General features: G+C 65.5%; 14 protein-coding genes. 8 read left to right on the top strand and 6 right to left on the bottom strand.

Annotation, left to right across the window (positions count from 1 at the left end):
- Positions 1-110: 110 nt before the first annotated feature.
- On the bottom strand, positions 111-1,778 hold the full coding sequence (locus AmiPiv_RS10110) for a Na/Pi cotransporter family protein (protein WP_340037268.1): 1,668 nt from the start codon (positions 1,776-1,778) through the stop codon (positions 111-113).
- A gap of 140 nt (positions 1,779-1,918) precedes the next feature.
- On the opposite strand from AmiPiv_RS10110, the gene AmiPiv_RS10105 reads away from it, so the two are divergent.
- Positions 1,919-2,788, top strand: a complete 870-nt coding sequence (locus tag AmiPiv_RS10105; RefSeq protein WP_340037266.1) for a LysR substrate-binding domain-containing protein — start codon at positions 1,919-1,921, stop codon at positions 2,786-2,788.
- 57 nt (positions 2,789-2,845) lie between these two features.
- Here AmiPiv_RS10105 and AmiPiv_RS10100 read toward each other — a convergent pair whose 3' ends face one another.
- Complete coding sequence (locus AmiPiv_RS10100) at positions 2,846-3,661, bottom strand: response regulator transcription factor (protein ID WP_340037264.1); 816 nt, start codon at positions 3,659-3,661, stop codon at positions 2,846-2,848.
- 119 nt (positions 3,662-3,780) lie between these two features.
- Between AmiPiv_RS10100 and AmiPiv_RS10095 the strand changes: the two genes are divergently transcribed.
- The 5 genes from AmiPiv_RS10095 (at position 3,781) to AmiPiv_RS10075 (ending at position 8,591) form a co-directional block, all read left to right on the top strand.
- Positions 3,781-4,923 carry an ABC transporter ATP-binding protein gene (locus AmiPiv_RS10095; protein ID WP_340037263.1) on the top strand — a complete coding sequence of 381 codons (1,143 nt, stop codon included), beginning with the start codon at positions 3,781-3,783 and terminating at the stop codon, positions 4,921-4,923.
- Positions 4,904-6,067 carry an ABC transporter substrate-binding protein gene (locus AmiPiv_RS10090; RefSeq protein WP_340037262.1) on the top strand — a complete coding sequence of 388 codons (1,164 nt, stop codon included), beginning with the start codon at positions 4,904-4,906 and terminating at the stop codon, positions 6,065-6,067. The genes AmiPiv_RS10095 and AmiPiv_RS10090 overlap by 20 nt, the downstream gene beginning before the upstream one ends.
- A 76-nt stretch (positions 6,068-6,143) precedes the next feature.
- Positions 6,144-7,007, top strand: coding sequence for an ABC transporter permease (locus AmiPiv_RS10085; protein ID WP_340037261.1), 864 nt, complete (start codon positions 6,144-6,146; stop codon positions 7,005-7,007).
- A complete protein-coding gene (locus AmiPiv_RS10080; protein ID WP_340037260.1) occupies positions 7,007-7,819 on the top strand; it encodes an ABC transporter permease in 813 nt (270 codons plus the stop codon). The genes AmiPiv_RS10085 and AmiPiv_RS10080 overlap by 1 nt, the downstream gene beginning before the upstream one ends.
- Positions 7,820-7,829: 10 nt before the next feature.
- Positions 7,830-8,591, top strand: coding sequence for an SDR family NAD(P)-dependent oxidoreductase (locus tag AmiPiv_RS10075; protein ID WP_340037259.1), 762 nt, complete (start codon positions 7,830-7,832; stop codon positions 8,589-8,591).
- 223 nt (positions 8,592-8,814) lie between these two features.
- Here the strand turns inward: AmiPiv_RS10075 and AmiPiv_RS10070 are convergent, their stop codons facing one another.
- A complete protein-coding gene (locus AmiPiv_RS10070; RefSeq protein WP_340037258.1) occupies positions 8,815-10,194 on the bottom strand; it encodes an FAD-binding oxidoreductase in 1,380 nt (459 codons plus the stop codon).
- Positions 10,195-10,385: 191 nt separating this feature from the next.
- On the opposite strand from AmiPiv_RS10070, the gene AmiPiv_RS10065 reads away from it, so the two are divergent.
- The gene (locus AmiPiv_RS10065) at positions 10,386-11,384 is read left to right on the top strand and encodes an AraC family transcriptional regulator (RefSeq protein WP_340037257.1); all 999 of its coding nucleotides are present in this window, start codon (positions 10,386-10,388) and stop codon (positions 11,382-11,384) included.
- A 55-nt stretch (positions 11,385-11,439) separates the two neighbouring features.
- Here the strand turns inward: AmiPiv_RS10065 and AmiPiv_RS10060 are convergent, their stop codons facing one another.
- Both AmiPiv_RS10060 and AmiPiv_RS10055 read right to left on the bottom strand, forming a co-directional pair.
- Complete coding sequence (locus AmiPiv_RS10060) at positions 11,440-12,231, bottom strand: bestrophin-like domain (RefSeq protein WP_340037256.1); 792 nt, start codon at positions 12,229-12,231, stop codon at positions 11,440-11,442.
- Positions 12,232-12,402: 171 nt separating this feature from the next.
- The gene (locus AmiPiv_RS10055; protein WP_340037254.1) at positions 12,403-12,774 is read right to left on the bottom strand and encodes a YciI family protein; all 372 of its coding nucleotides are present in this window, start codon (positions 12,772-12,774) and stop codon (positions 12,403-12,405) included.
- 187 nt (positions 12,775-12,961) lie between these two features.
- On the opposite strand from AmiPiv_RS10055, the gene AmiPiv_RS10050 reads away from it, so the two are divergent.
- Positions 12,962-14,584, top strand: coding sequence for an ABC-F family ATP-binding cassette domain-containing protein (locus AmiPiv_RS10050; RefSeq protein WP_340037253.1), 1,623 nt, complete (start codon positions 12,962-12,964; stop codon positions 14,582-14,584).
- 9 nt (positions 14,585-14,593) lie between these two features.
- Here AmiPiv_RS10050 and AmiPiv_RS10045 read toward each other — a convergent pair whose 3' ends face one another.
- The gene (locus tag AmiPiv_RS10045) at positions 14,594-15,502 is read right to left on the bottom strand and encodes a LysR family transcriptional regulator (protein WP_340037252.1); all 909 of its coding nucleotides are present in this window, start codon (positions 15,500-15,502) and stop codon (positions 14,594-14,596) included.
- Between the last annotated feature and the right edge of the window lie 36 nt (positions 15,503-15,538).

Here is a 15,538-nt window from a genome sequence, read left to right as displayed (position 1 = left end):
TGATATTGCCTATGGCTCACCTTGGAATCCCCTGATCCATATGTACAATCGTTATTTCGTATCCAATGATAAGTCTGAGTAATGATGTGCGGATGACAGCGGTGAAACTGCTAGGCGGTCTTCGCCAGCCGGCTTTCAAGCAGGTCGCCGCTCTGGGTCAGGATCGGGTAGGCGACCGAAACCAGCAGCGAGTTGAACTCCTTCAGCGCCCGAACCGCCTCGAGGTGGATATCGCTGGTCTCGATGCTCTGCGGCGTGCCCGATTGCAGGCGCTTGAGGTGGCGTTCGTGGCTGTCGCGCTCGAGCTTGCGCATGCGCTCCTTCTCGACCACCAACTGGCGCGCCGCCTCGAGGTCCCCCGACACCAGCACGTTCATGGCGATCTGCATGTTGGCCAGCACCCGGTCGTGCAGGGCGGTCAGCTCGGACCAGCCTTCGCGGGAGAAGCTCAACCGCTTGTCACCCTTTTCCTCGGCCAGCACCAGAAGGTTCTTGGCGATGATGTCGCCGGCATGTTCGAGATTGATGGCGAGGTCGGTGAGCTCGATGCCGCGTCGCGCCTCGTCCTGGCTCATCGTGCCGCGATTGACCTCGGCGATGTAGAGCTTGATGTCGGTGTGGGCGCGGTTGACCTCCTCGTCGAGGCGGCGCAGCTGCGCCACGCGCGCCTTGTCGCCGCTCTCGAACAGCTCCATGACAGGCCGCAGCATGATCTCCACCGTCTCGGCCATGCGCAGCACCTCGCGCGTAGCACTCGCCAGCGCGACGCTCGGCATCTTGATGACGGTGCGGTCGAGCGCGCTCTTGCGGCGCGACATCAGGTCGAATGTTTCTTCGCCCGCCGGGGCGTCGGGCAGGATCAGCCGCGCCAGCCGTTCCATCGCCGTGGTGAAAGGCAAGCAGGCGACCAGCAGCGCAAGATTGAAGGCGAGGTGCATGTTGACCACCTGCCGGGCGGCATTCTCGCCGAACCAGGACATCGGCAAGGTGGCTGCCTGCAGCCCAAGCAGGATGACGACCGCAGCCGTTGCCCGGAAGATCAGGTTGCCGAGCGGGATGCGTCGGGCCTCTATCGCCTGGCCGCGGGTCAGCCCGACGGCGACAAGCCCGGCGCCGAGATTGACGCCGAGGATCATCGGCAACGCGACCTCGGCCGGCAGCACGCCTTGGGCTGCCATCGACATGAACAAAAGCACCGAGGCGACGCTGGAGTGGATCAGCCATGTGAACAGGGCGGCGGCGCCGAAGGCCGTCACCGGGTCGCTGCGCAGATAGTCGACCGCCATGGGCAGCAGCGCGCTGTGGCGCATCGGGGTAGTCGCCTCGCCGACCATGCGCAGCGAGATCAGGATGAAGGCGATGCCGAGCAGCGTGCGCCCGGTCTGCTTGACGATTCGCGCCTCGACCTTGAGGAACATCGTGGCACCCGCAAACAGCAGCAGCGGCACCAGCCAGCTGAGATCGAAGGACAGCGCCTGCACCACAAGCGTCGAGCCGACATCGGCGCCCAGCATGACGGCGAGCCCGCCCGAGACCGTCATCACACCAGTCGCAGCGAAGCCCGCGGTGAGCACTGCGACGGCGGTGGCGCTCTGCAGCATGACGGCGAGCACGGTGCCGGCAGCAGCCGCGCGCACCCGCCCCCTGGTCGCACCGCGCAGCGCCTCGCGCAGCAATGCGCCGTGGGCGCGCTCCACCCCCGTGCGCACCATGCGCACGGCCCAGAGCAGCAGCATGATAGCGCCGGCCAGCTGAAGCAGGATGTACAGAAGATGCATGGTGCCGTGCCTCCCAACGCGCGGCGCAAGGATGGCGCCTGCTCTATCCTCGGCACGGCAAGCCATAAATCAAATCGTTAGTTTCGATATTTCTATTGGCTGAGTTTATTGCTATTCTGCCCTGACGTCAGGGAGCAGGCATGCGGTACGTACAGCTCAGGGCTTTTCACTATGTCGCGGTGTGCGGCGGCTTTTCGCGCGCCGCCGAGATGCTGTTCCTCACCCAGCCGGCGATTTCCGACCAGGTGCGCAAGCTGGAGGAAGAGTATGACGTGCTCCTGTTCAACCGCCACAAGAAGCAGGTGACGCCGACCGAAGCCGGCCTCAAGCTGCTCGAAATCACCCACCGCATGTTTGACACCGAGCAGCAGGCGCTGGAGCTTTTGTCGGAATCGCGCGCCCTGCGCTCGGGCACGCTGCGCATCGTGGCGGATGCCGCCCACCACCTGCTGCACATCCTCGGCCAATTCCGCCAGAAATATCCCGGCATCCAGGTTTCGGTCCGCGCCGGCAACACCGAGACGGTCATCTCCAGCCTCTACAGCTACGAGGCCGACATCGGCGTGCTCGGCGAGATCCCCACCGGCCGCGACTTCGAGGTGGTGAAGCTGAACTCGACGCCGGTCGTCGCCTTCGTCTCGACCGATCATCCGATGGCCAGGGCCAAGTCGCTGTCGCTGCACGAACTGTCCCTGCTTCCGCTTGTCATGCGCGAGCGCGGCTCGAAGACGCGCGCCAAGCTGGAGGATCTCGCGTCCAAGGAAGGCTTCCAGTTCAAGCCGGCGATCGAGGCAGAGGGGCGCGAGGCGGTGCGCGAGATCGTGGCGTCCGGAGCCGGCGTCGGTTTCGTCTCGGCCGCCGAGTTCGGCCAGGACGCCCGGCTGGTCCAGATCCCGATCGCGGCTCCCGAGATGCTGATGGACGAGGCGCTCATCTGCCTGCGCGAACGCAGTGGCGGCAAACTGGTGCGGGTCTTCCTCGATATCGCCAGGTCGATGGCGGCGGGGTGAGCACAGGCCAAGCGGGCAGCCATCATCTCCGCCTGCGGCGATCTTGGGTGCCGTCGCTTAACGACGCTTCTCGATGATCTGGATGAAGCGCGCGAAAAGCTCGGCCTGCGACTTGATGCCGAGCTTGTGATGGATGTTGCGGCGGTGGACCTTGACGGTGCCCGGGGCGACGCCGAGCGAGCGGGCTATGGATTCGGTCGAATGGCCCTGCAGCACCATGTCGACGACATGCATCTCGCGCGCCGTGAGCGAAAGGCTCTCCCAGATATGGGTCCGGTCGAACTCGTTGACAGACGCCGGCGCGTTCTTTTCCGTCGGTGCAGGCTGCTCCGTCTCGGGCAGTCCCGGCCAGCGCTGGCGGCAGAGCTCGATGACCAGCGGCGCCATGTCACGCAGCTTGCGCGCGTCGGCCGTGCCGAACGGTCCAGATACCTTCAGCCGCATCAGCGACAGCACCACCGCATCCTTGCCAGGCAGTGGCACGAAGAAGCCCACTTCCTCGGCGAGTTTCGTCTGGCTGTAGTAGGAGCGGAAATATTCGCTCGCATAAAACCGGTCGGGCGCCAGCTCCCGCATCCGCCAGAAGCCTTCCTTGCGCTCGATCGCCGCGTGGTGGAACGGGTCGAGCAGGTAGGGCCCCTCCTGATAGAGGGCGACGAAGACATGGCTTTCGCTGGGCGAAAACGTTTCGAACAGCATCGGCGGGCGCGCCGCCCCGCGATAGCCGAAGACCACGCAATGGTCGAAGGACACGTGCCGGCTGAGCCAGGCGATCAGCGCCTCGCCGAAGCGGTAGCCACTGGCCTCCCGGGTCGTGGCGACCACCGCCGCCAGGTCGCCGAAATCGTCGCCACGGGAGGTTCGTCCCTTCAATGTGATACCACTCCATTTCAATAAATAGCATCGATATACCACCTGTGAGGTATATACTAGGCAGCATTTTCTGCTAGCGTTCGGGGCAGTGACGCCGTTTGCGCCCTGGAGGCAGCCGATTGACCGCAGCGCCCGTTCCCGACATCGAGTTTCGCGGAGTCACCAAGCGCTATGGCGCCGTCACCGCCGTCAGCGGCGTCGACCTATCGATCCCGCCGGCAGCCTTCGTGGCCCTGCTTGGCCCCTCCGGCTGCGGCAAGACGACCTGCCTGCGCATGATCGGGGGGTTCGAGCAACCGAGCGAGGGCAAGGTCCTCATCCGCGGCCAGGACATGGCGGGCACGCCACCCTACCGGCGCCCGGTCAACATGGTCTTCCAGCAATATGCGCTGTTTCCGCATCTCGACGTGGAGGACAACGTCTCCTACGGCCTGCGCCAGCAGCGCCCGCGCCTGTCGGCGCGCGAGATAAGCCAGAGAGCCGGTGACGCCCTGGCGATGGTCCAGCTCGCCGGCTACGGCCGCCGCAAGATCCACGAGCTCTCGGGCGGACAGCAGCAGCGCGTGGCGCTGGCGCGGGCGCTGGTCAACAAGCCGGCCGTGCTGCTCCTCGACGAGCCGCTGGCCGCACTCGACAAGAAGCTGCGCACCAACATGCAGATCGAACTGCAGAACCTGCAGCGCGAACTGGGCATCACCTTCGTGCTGGTCACCCACGACCAGGAAGAAGCGCTTTCGATGAGCGATTTCGTCTGCGTGATGAACCGCGGCGGCATCGTCCAGATCGGCACGCCGAGCGATATCTACCATGAGCCGGCGGACCTCTTCGTCGCCGACTTCGTGGGCAAGACCAACCTCCTGAGCGGCAACGTGGCCGGCCGCTCCGGCGACCTCTTCGAGGTCAAGCTTGCCGACGGATCTGTCATCTCCGCGCGCGGCCGCAAGGAGCTCGCGAGCGGCGAAGCCGTCTCGATCAGCCTGCGGCCCGAGGCGTTGCGCCTCAGCACGCCGGGACAGGGCGGAATCACGGGCACCGTGCGCAACCGCATCTTCCTCGGTTCCGTGGCCGAATACGCCATCGAGGTTCCGGCGATCGGCACGCTGCTGGCCACCGCCGACCAGCAGTTCGGGCAGGTCGACCTATTCGAGCCGGGCGAGCCCGTCGCCATCGGCTTTGCACCGGGAGCGCCGCTGGCGTTCGCGGGCGCAAGAGACAACGGGCCAAAACAGAGGGAAACGAAAAATGTCGAAATCGTATCGTGACGGCCAGCCCGTCACCTCGGAGGAATTTGTCCATCAGCTGATGCGCCTGAAGCGCGGCTCGATCGGCCGGCGCGACTTCCTGGGCTTGACCGGGCTCGGCATCGCCACCGCCGTTTTCGGCCGTGAGCTCGGCCTGTCGCCGACGCCGGCGCACGCCGCCGAAAACCTCGGCGACCGCATGTCCATCGCCACCTGGCCCAACTACCACGACCCGGCGACCTTCGAGAACTTCACCAAGGAGACGGGCGTCGCCGTCGAGGTCAATGTGTTCGGCTCGAACGAGGAGATGCTTGCCAAGCTGCAGGCCGGCGGCTCGGGCTGGAGCCTGTTCGTCCCGACCAACTACACGATCTCGACCTACAAGAAGCTCGACCTCATCGATCCGCTCGACATGGCCAAGCTCACCAACTTCGACGCCAAGTCGGAAGATGCGCGCTTCACCGCCGAAGGGGCGATCGACAGCGTCGTCTATGCGGTGCCGAAGAACTGGGGCACGACCGGTTTCGCCGTGAACACCAAGAAGCTGACGAAGCCGATGACCACCTGGAAGGAATTCTGGGACACGGCCATGGCCGAAGGCGAAGGCCGCACCATGGTGCACGACTACCAGCTGACCACCATCGGCAATGCGCTGAAGTATTTCGGCTTCTCGTTCAACTCGCTGAAGCCGGACGAGCTCGCCAAAGCCGAGGAACTGCTCATCAAGGTCAAGCCGCATCTGTTCGCGGTTTCCAGCGACTACCAGCCGCCGATGCGCGCGAACGACGCCTGGATGACCATGTGCTGGACCAACGATGGCGCCCAGCTCAACCGCGACATCCCCGAAATCGCCTATGTGCTCGGCAAGGAAGGCGGCGAGATCTGGACCGACTTCTACGCCATTCCCAAGGATGCTCCGAACAAGCCCGCCGGCTATGCACTGCTCAACCACCTGATGAACCCGCAGGTCGCGGTCAAGGAGCACCTGGCCAATGGCGCGCCGTCCACCGACGCCCGCGTCAACGCGCTGCTGCCCAAGGAGGTGCTGGACAACCCGATCCTCTACCCGGCGGCCGATCTGCTGACGGCGCTCGAGTTCGGAGCCGCGGCGACGCTGACTGACCCGGCGCGCGCCGAACTGATGGCCCGTTTCAAGTCGGCCTGAGCCGGCGAGATCGAAAAAACCAACTCCGCCGACGGCCGCGCCCGGGTGCGTGCCGTCGGACCCTGGAGCCGTCCGGATGCAGCCGAGCGCCTTTCGCCATAAATTGCTGACCGCCCTGCTGCTCGCGCCGGCGACGGCGTGGCTGGTCGTGTTCCTGGTGCTGCCCTTCGTCGCCATCGTCGTCTTCAGCGTCGGCGAAAGGGCACCGGAAGGCGGCTACCAGGCAGCCCTGACGATTGCGCAATATGCAAACCTGCCGGCTCGTGCCACCGCCTTCTGGAACACGCTGATCCTCGCCCCGGTGGGAGCCTTCGCCTGCCTGCTCGTCGCCTATCCGGTGGCATACTACATTGCCCTGCAGGTCCCGGAACGCTGGCGCCTCATCCTGCTTGCGCTGATCGTCATCCCGTTCTGGACGAGCCTCCTGATCCGCACCTATGCCTGGATGTACATATTGGGCGGGCGTGGCATTCCGGCCCTGCTGTCCTATGTCGGCATCGAGGATCTGAGGCTCATCAATACGCCGGGCGCGGTGCTGCTCGGCATCGTCTACGGTTACCTGCCGCTGATGATCCTGCCGATCTATGTCAGCCTCGAACGGCTCGACCGAAGGCTGCTGGAGGCTTCTGCCGACCTCGGCGCCACCCCTTTGTCGACCTTCTTCGGGGTCACCCTCCGGCTCTCGCTGCCGGGCGTGATGACCGGCTTCTCGCTCGTCATGATCCTGCTGCTCGGCGAATATCTCATCCCGACACTGCTGGGCGGCGGCAAGGTCTTCTTCATCGGCAATGCGCTGGTAGACCTGTTCCTGCAGTCGCGCAACTGGCCGTTCGGCTCGGCCATCGCGGTGACGCTGGTGCTCGTCTCGGTGGTCGTCCTGGTCATTGCAAACCGCGTTTCGGCCCGCTACTCGGGCGCCCGCCAGGTGGACCTGATCTGATGCGCGCCTTCATCGTTGCGGTCTTCGCCTTCCTGTATCTGCCGATCGCCCTGGTCGTGCTGTTCTCGTTCAACGCAGGCCGGCATGCGAGCGAACTCACCGGGCTTTCGACCCAGTGGTACGGCAAGGCGCTTGCCAACCCGTTCCTGATGGAAGCGCTCAAGAACAGCCTGTTCATTGCCACCACCAGCGCCTCGCTCGCGGCCGTGTTCGGCACTGCCGCCGCGCTCGGCCTTGCCCGCGTCGGCATCAGGACACGCACCGTGTTCGACGTGCTCCTGGGCGCCGCCATCGTCGTGCCGGGCGTGGTGATCGGCATTTCAACGCTGGTCGCGCTGGTGCAATTGTTCGCAGTGGTCAATCCGTTCCTTGCCTCGGTCTGGCCCGGAAGCGAGCCGCCGCGGCTCTCGCTCGGCTACGGCTCGATCATCGCCGCGCATGGCCTGTTCTCGATGGCGCTGGTGACGATGATCGTCCGCACCCGGCTGGGCAGCCTCGACCGCAACCTGGTGGAAGCCTCGAGCGACCTCTACGCCACGCCGCTGACCACCTTCCGGTCGATCGTCCTGCCGCAGATCATGCCCGCGATCCTGGCCGGATTCCTGCTCGCCTTCACCTTCTCCTTCGACGATTTCATCATCGCTTTCTTCGTCGCGGGCGCCCAGACGACGCTGCCCATCTACGTTTTCGCCTCCATCCGCCGCGGCGTGACCCCCGAAATCAATGCCATCGCCACCATCGTGCTTTGCGCCTCGGTGCTGATCGTGGCGCTGGCGCAGCTCCTGCTGCGCAAGCGCAAACCCTCCCACTGAAAGGCTCGACATGCTGCTCAAGGATCGTATTGCCGTCGTCACGGGCGCAGGCTCCGGCATCGGCCGGGCCGGCGCACTGATGATGGGGAGGGAGGGCGCGGTGGTGGTCGTCACCGACCGCGATGCCGCATCCGGCGAGACGGCGGCGGAAGCAATCCGCGCAGCCGGGGGACGCGCCGAGGCGATCTGCACCGACGTGTCGGACGACACCCAGATCGAGCGCATGATCGGCACCACGCTCGAACGCCACGGCCGCATCGACATCCTGCACAACCACGCCGGCATCCAGGTCGGCGGCCCGCTGATGGAGGTGGCCAGCGAAGGCATGGACGCCTCCTGGCGCATCAACGTCCGCGCCCATTTCCTGGCCTCGAAGCTCACAATGCCGGCGATGATCGCACAGGGCGGCGGGGTGATCGTCAACACCGCGTCGAACTCGGGCGTGTTCTACGACCACGAGATGATCGCCTATGCCACGTCCAAGCATGCGGTGGTGGCGATGACGCGGCAGATGTCGATCGACTACGCCAAATACAATGTGCGGGTGAACGCGCTGTGCCCGGGCTGGGTCGACACCCCCTTCAACGATCCCTTCATCGCCCAGATGGGCGGACGCAAGGCGATCGAAGACTATGTGCGCACCAAGATCCCGATGCAGCGCTGGGCCACGGCTGAGGAGATCGCCGAGGCGATCCTGTTCCTGGTCTCCGACCGCTCGTCGTTCATGACCGGCCAGGCACTGGTGATCGATGGTGGCGAAAGCATCGCATAGGTCAAGGCATCCCGCCTCGGTCAGTATCCTGGCGGTCTGACAAAGCCGTCGGTTAGGCGTGCCAGGGCCTTTGCGACAGCCAGCCACCGCAAGTCTGAATGCCTGGGCCCGACGAACTGGGCGCCGATCGGCAAGCCTTCCCGGTCGAAACCGATCGGGATCACGACGACCGGATGCCCGTCATGTCGAACCGGCAGGCGTGGTGCCGACCAATACGGCTCCGCTACGTTGGCCGGATATTGTGGTTCGACCGGAAGACATTGTCGGGATCGTAGCGAGATTTGACCGCGACGAGCCTCGCGTAATTCTCGCGCCCGAACCCGGCCAGCACCCTGTCCTCGCCCTCGTCGCCGATAAAATTGAGGTAGACGGCACCCATCGCCCAGGGCTGCAGGTCGGCCCTGATATCGCGGGTCCAGCGCTTGGCGCGTTCATCGTCTTCCGGAGCCGACCACAGGCCGAAGGGATGCACGGTCCAGGCCGCGCGTCGCCACGAAACGGGATAGTGATCGCCGTTGCGCCCGGCCGCCCCGCCCTGCGGGAACAGCACATGCTGCGAAGGCGAGGGCACGATCATGTCGCGCGCGCGGGCGCAGAACAGGTCGATGGCTTCGTCGGGCAATTGTCCGAGATGCTCGGCGGACCAATAATTGCGATAGCCGGGCGGGTCGTCGATCAGGCACTGGAGATCTGCATAGGGCATTTCGGCGACCATCGCGCCCGCGGGCTCGAGCGCCAGAACGGGCGCAAGAACCCTGCGGGCCTCGTCCTCCGGCCCGGCATAGATGAGCACCGCAAGGCAGCTGAGCCTACCCACGAGATGCTGCGGTACGAACTCCTCATTTGGGGCAGTCACATAAAGGAAGCCGCCGCTGACTTCGTCGGGTGCGGCATCCATGAAGTCGCGGTAGTGCCGCAGGATGTCCGGTCCGGCCGCAGGCGGCCAGAACAGCAAGGCCGCCGTCACCACCGAAAGCGGATGCAGCCGGAAGGTGAAGGAGGTGGCGACGCCGAAATTGCCGCCGCCGCCGTGCAGTGCCCAGAACAGGTCGGGGTTCTCGGTCTCGCTGGCGTGGAGCACGCTGCCGTCGGGGCAGACGAGCTCGGCCGAAACGAGATTGTCGCAGGCAAGGCCGAACTTGCGGTCGAGCCAGCCCGAGCCGCCTCCGAGCGTGAAGCCGCCCACGCCGGTCGTCGAGACGCGCCCGCCGGTCGTCGCCAACCCGTGCGGTTGGGTGGCGCGGTCGAGATGGCTCATGGTCGCGCCGCCCGAAACGATTGCCAGGCGCCTTTCGGCGTCGACGGCCACCTGGTTCATGTGGCGGAGGTCTATCACCAGCCCGCCGTCGTTCAATGCCTTGCCTGCCACCCCATGCCCGCCGCCGCGAACCGAGATTTCGAAGCCGACTTCCCGCCCGAAACGGACGGCGTTTGTCACGTCCTCGACATCGAGGCATTGCGCGATCACGGCAGGGCGGCGGTCGATCATGGCGTTGAAGATGGTCCTGGCCTCGTCGTAGCTCGCGTTGCCGGCCTGGATGATCTGTCCCTTGAAGCCGCTACGCCGCAACTGCTGCACGAGATTGTCGGTCTGGACCTCCATGTCACCCTCCTACGAAAAGACCAATTTCACCGCCCTGCCTGCCGGGCAGACGCCTCGGGCCTTGGCCCGGTTCGCAACGACTGCCCACGCTGCCGTTGGGTGGTGGATTCATGATACTCTCTACCGGGGCGGCCGGTGAATGACCGCAACGCCGGATTTCTTGCCCGGCGCCCCGGACGGGAGATGCGACAATGAACGCAGTCCTTGATCTGTTGCGCACGCTTCACCTGAGCAGTGGCATCTTTCTGGATTGCGAATTCACGGCCCCCTGGTGCGTTACCGCCACCCCGATCGGACCGGACGACGTCGGCCTGCTTATGGCACCGCTGCCGGCGCACGTGATCGCCTATCACTATGTCACCCAGGGCAGCCTGTTGCTGAAGGTGGACCAGCGGGATCCCTTCCGCATCAAGGCCGGCGAGATCGTGCTCTTCCCTTCCAACAATGCCCACAGGCTGGGCAGCGACCTCACGGTCGAGGCAGTGGACGCGGCAGCACTGGTCGCGCCACCGCAGAACGGCGAACTGGCCAGGATCGAGCATGGCGGCGGCGGCGAACGGACGCACATCCTGTGCGGTTTCCTCGGTGCCGATGCACCGTGCGATCCCGTGCTCGAAATTCTGCCCGATGTGCTTCGGCTGGAGGTGCAGCAGGGCGCTGCCGTCGACTGGATCGAAAGCACGCTGCGTTATGCAGCCCAGGAGATGACGTCCTGGCATGCGGGCTCTCACGCCATGCTGGCCCGGCTTGCCGAATGCCTGTTCGTCGAGGCGATCCGGCGTTACCTGGATTCCTTGCCGCCCTCCCAGGGTACATGGCTCGCCGGTCTGGGCGACCCGGTCGTGGGCCGCGCGCTGGCTCTTCTCCATGCCCGCAAGCACCAGGCCTGGACAGTCGAGGATCTGGCAGCGGAGGCCGGACTGTCGCGATCCGCCTTTGCCGATCGTTTCACGCGCCTGATGGGCGAGCCGCCGATGCACTACCTGGCGAAACAGCGGCTGCGGTCAGCTGCCGAGCGGCTGCGCACGACACATGAGCCGGTGGCGCAAATCGCCTTCGAATCCGGCTATGGGTCGGAGTCGGCGTTCACGCGCGCCTTCAAGCGCCAACTGGGCGTCCCGCCATCATATTGGCGCGCTCAGCGCGGGGGATCGAGCGACCCGACCTTGGGTTCACGCGGGTTCGAATAAACAGGGGTTCCCCGATGTCACGCGGTGGATGGCTGCCCGGGTTTGACGGACCGGCCTAGCGCGCCATGTCAGCCAATGCCCCGCGCATCGCCGAACTCGTGATCCCGAACATTCCGCCATAGGGGATGTGGAGGTCGATGATGACGAACATGACGCTGGTGACGGCCATGACGCCAATGGACAAGACGACCGCGCCCAGCACGCGGCGCGGGATCTGAAGCCCGAAGCTCAGGAACACGAGCGCCAGCCAGAAACTGATGATGCCTACGAACGAGCCTCGGGCAACGCCGGTCGCGTCTTCGATGACCGCCCAGCGACTTTCCTGAACCATCGTGTAGTCGCTACGGCATCTGGCGGCCATGTTGGCGCGAACCGCGTCGGCAGGCGCCAGCGCGTCGACGATCAATCCGACCTCGTTCATGAGGGCATTCAGGCCCGGATCTTCACCGCTTGCCGCCATGTTGCGGACATCCGGCATGCCTTCGACGACGGGCGCCTTCTCCTTCGTCCAGGTACTGGCTATGACAGCCGCGGAATATTGGCGAAGGATGCGCCTTGCCGGCTCCGCCTCGGTGCCGAGATTGCGCAGGCACTGGTCGAGGCGGGCCAGCCGCGCGGCATAGAGGGAACGGTGCTTGTTGGCGGCGTCGAATGCCTGCTTCGCCGTGGAAAGCTGCAGGCTGAGAACCAGGGCGGCAAAGGTGACGAGCAGTCCCGTCACCAGCCGCAAGGCATCCATGTTGGCCTGCGACAGGTGATCTTCGTGAAGGCGGACACGCAGCGCCACCCCGCCGATGGCGGCCGCGCTGAAAAGGAGTAGGAACCCGAACCCGTAGAGAATTTCCATGGCGCTGGACGGCGTGGGATCGACTGTCGGCTTCAGCCGAGGCTATCGCAGGCAATCGGGCGGCACAATGCCGTGCCACGCTGCGTACGACTGCTGCAGATCGTCGGCCCGTTCCGCCAGAATATCCCGGGATCCAGGTTCGAAGGCCGCGAGGGGACCCTATTGTTCGTCCTAGGCCGCCACCGGGGCGCCGGGGACATAGAGCAGGATCGGCCGGATCTCATACACCGCGGTGGGGTTGGCGGAACGCAGTTCGCGTGCCGCGGCAACGGCTGCGTCCATCGTCGGGTAGTCGACGACGTAGAAGCCGAGCAGTTGTTCCTTGGTCTCGGCAAAGGGACCGTCGGTGACGAGGCCGAGCCCCTTTCCTCTCAGGGTGACCGCGCTTTCCGTCGGTCCTAGGCGGGCCGCCGGGCCAAGATGCTTCTCGCGGACGAGGCGGTCGTTGACCTCGAGCAGGTCCTTCATCAGGGCCGCATCCTCCTCCTCGGTCCAGGATTCGACCACGCCCTCGGCGTGATATGCCAGGATTGCATACAACATGCTGCCTCTCCCTTGCCTGTTGATCTCGGTTTCCGCCGGGGCAGACTATTGGCTTCGGCTGCGGGCGGGCAAGCCGGTCGACGGGGCGCGATTACCCATGCGCTGCTATGCCCCGCCGGAAGGTCTCGCATTGCGCGCGCGCGCGTGCCATAAGCCGCCGCAACTCCCCTCCCTGGCCCTGGTTTCCATGATCCGTATCGAGAACGTCAGCAAGCAGAACAGCCACCGGCTGCTCTTCGTCGAGGCTTCGGCCACCCTGCAGAAACAGGAGAAGATCGGCCTCGTCGGCCCCAACGGCGCCGGCAAGACGACGCTGTTCCGCATGATCACCGGCGCGGAACTGGCTGACGAAGGCCAGGTTTCGAGCGAACGCGGCATCACCATCGGCTACTTCAACCAGGATGTCGGCGAGATGTCCGGCCGCAGCGCCGTCGCCGAGGTGATGGAAGGGGCCGGCCCGGTCAGCGAGGTCGCCGCCGAGCTGCGCGAACTGGAAGCGGCGATGGTCGACCCCGACCGCGCCGACGAGATGGACGCCATCATCGAGCGCTACGGCGAGGTGCAGGCACGCTACGAGGAACTCGACGGCTATTCGCTCGACGGCCGCGCCCGCGAAGTGCTTGACGGCTTGAGCTTCACACAGGAAATGATGGACGGCGACGTCGGCAAGCTGTCCGGCGGCTGGAAGATGCGCGTGGCGCTCGCCCGCATCCTTTTGATGCGGCCCGACGTCATGCTGCTCGACGAGCCGTCGAACCATCTCGACATCGAGAGCCTGATCTGGCTCGAGGACTTCCTCAAGGGCTATGACGGCGCGCTGTTGATGACCTCGCACGACCGCGCCTTCATGAACCGCATCGTCAACAAGATCATCGAGATCGACGGCGGTTCGCTGACCACCTATTCCGGCGACTACGAGTTCTACGAACAGCAGCGCCAGCTGGCGGACAAGCAGCAGCAGGCGCAGTTCGAGCGCCAGCAGGCGATGCTGGCCAAGGAAATCAAGTTCATCGAGCGCTTCAAGGCGCGCGCCTCGCACGCCGCCCAGGTGCAGAGCCGGGTGAAGAAGCTCGACAAGATCGACCGTGTCGAGCCGCCCAAGCGCCGCCAGACGGTGGCCTTCGAGTTCCAGCAGGCGCCGCGCTCGGGCGAGGACGTGGTCACGATCAAGAACGTGCACAAGAGCTACGGCAGCAAGACCATCTACGAGGGCCTCGACTTCCAGGTCCGCCGCCGCGAGCGCTGGTGCATCATGGGCGTCAACGGCGCCGGCAAGTCGACGCTGCTCAAGCTCGTCGCCGGTGCTTCCGAGCCCGACCAGGGCACGGTGGCGCGCGGGCCGAGCGTCAAGATGGGCTACTTCGCCCAGCACGCCATGGACCTGCTCGACGGCGATCTCACCGTGTTCGAGCAGCTGGAACATTCCTTCCCGCAGGCGGGACAGGCGCCGCTGCGCGCGCTCGCCGGCTGCTTCGGCTTCTCCGGCGACGAGATCGAGAAGAAGTGCCGCGTGCTTTCGGGCGGCGAGAAGGCGCGCCTAGTGATGGCGATCATGCTGTTCGATCCGCCGAACCTGCTGGTCCTCGACGAGCCGACCAACCACCTGGACATCGCCACCAAGGAAATGCTGATCGAGGCGCTCTCCCAATATGAGGGCACGATGCTGTTCGTCTCGCACGACCGCCATTTCCTCGCAGCCCTCTCCAACCGCGTGCTGGAACTGACGCCCGACGGCATCCACACCTATGGCGGCGGCTATGTCGAATATGTCGAGCGCACCGGCCAGGAAGCGCCGGGCCTGAGGCACTGATCGGGTGAACTAGCCGGCGCGGCCTTCGAACAGGTCGCGCTCGCGCGCCAGCCCTTCGCCGACGACGTCGAAGAAGGCGCGGACGCGGGCCGTGCCTTTCAGGTCCTGGTGGGTGACGATCCACAGCTCGCCGGCGAGCTCCTCGATGGGTTCGGCCAACGCGCGCACCAGGCCCGGCTCGTTGTCGCCGAGATAGCAGGGCAAGAGCGCAAGCCCGATGCCGGCGCGCGCCGCCACCGATTGGTTGACCAGGCTGTTGGTGCGGTAGACGAAGCTGTCGGGCGAGACGTTTCGATCCAGCCAGTCGGCGGCCATGATGCCGCCAGCGGTCTCCTCCCAGCCGACCAGTGAATGTGTGCCGAGCGCTGCCGGTCCCGCGATCGGGCTGCCATGAGCGTCGAGATAGGCTTGTGCTGCGAAGAACGTCCAGGCGACGCCGGCCAGCTTGCGCCCCCAGAGATCGCCTTCCTTTGGCCGGATCGGCCGCAGTGCCACGTCCGCCTCGCGGCGCGACAGCGAGAGCACACGGTTCTCGATGGCGAGTTCGACGACGATGCCGGGATGGACGGTCCGAAACTCGGCGAGATGCTTGGTCAGCCTGGAATAGGCCAGCGTTTCCGACGAGGTGACGCGCAGCCGCCCCGACAGTCTACCGTCGGCGCCGGCGATGTCGCGGGCCAGCGCCAGCGCCTCGTCCTCCATGCGCTCGGCCGCCGCCGCCGTGCGCTGGCCGGCCGAGGTCAGCTGGTAGACACCGCCGGGCAGGCGCTCAAACAGCCGCACAGCCAGCCGCTGCTCGAATGCGTTGAGCCGGCGAAACACCGTCGAGTGGTCGATGCCGAGCAATCCCGCCGCTGACGTGAGGCTGCCGGCGCGGGCCACGGCCAGCACCAGCCTGAGTTCGTTCCAGTCTTCCATGGGTGGCTTCTTAGCATGACAGGAGCCTGCAGTCAT

Source organism: Aminobacter sp. Piv2-1 (assembly GCF_037625995.1).
GTDB lineage: Bacteria > Pseudomonadota > Alphaproteobacteria > Rhizobiales > Rhizobiaceae > Aminobacter.
Note: the sequence above shows the minus strand (reverse complement) of the source record. Positions and strands in the feature narration are given on the sequence as shown.

Coding starts and splice junctions, on each gene's coding strand:
- AmiPiv_RS10075 (WP_340037259.1), top strand. CDS start 7,830: ATGCTGCTCAAGGATCGTATTGCCGTCGTCACGGGCGCAGGCTCCGGC.
- AmiPiv_RS10050 (WP_340037253.1), top strand. CDS start 12,962: ATGATCCGTATCGAGAACGTCAGCAAGCAGAACAGCCACCGGCTGCTC.
- AmiPiv_RS10070 (WP_340037258.1), bottom strand. CDS start 10,194: ATGGAGGTCCAGACCGACAATCTCGTGCAGCAGTTGCGGCGTAGCGGC.
- AmiPiv_RS10080 (WP_340037260.1), top strand. CDS start 7,007: ATGCGCGCCTTCATCGTTGCGGTCTTCGCCTTCCTGTATCTGCCGATC.
- AmiPiv_RS10110 (WP_340037268.1), bottom strand. CDS start 1,778: ATGCATCTTCTGTACATCCTGCTTCAGCTGGCCGGCGCTATCATGCTG.
- AmiPiv_RS10090 (WP_340037262.1), top strand. CDS start 4,904: ATGTCGAAATCGTATCGTGACGGCCAGCCCGTCACCTCGGAGGAATTT.
- AmiPiv_RS10060 (WP_340037256.1), bottom strand. CDS start 12,231: ATGGAAATTCTCTACGGGTTCGGGTTCCTACTCCTTTTCAGCGCGGCC.
- AmiPiv_RS10045 (WP_340037252.1), bottom strand. CDS start 15,502: ATGGAAGACTGGAACGAACTCAGGCTGGTGCTGGCCGTGGCCCGCGCC.
- AmiPiv_RS10105 (WP_340037266.1), top strand. CDS start 1,919: ATGCGGTACGTACAGCTCAGGGCTTTTCACTATGTCGCGGTGTGCGGC.
- AmiPiv_RS10065 (WP_340037257.1), top strand. CDS start 10,386: ATGAACGCAGTCCTTGATCTGTTGCGCACGCTTCACCTGAGCAGTGGC.
- AmiPiv_RS10085 (WP_340037261.1), top strand. CDS start 6,144: ATGCAGCCGAGCGCCTTTCGCCATAAATTGCTGACCGCCCTGCTGCTC.
- AmiPiv_RS10055 (WP_340037254.1), bottom strand. CDS start 12,774: ATGTTGTATGCAATCCTGGCATATCACGCCGAGGGCGTGGTCGAATCC.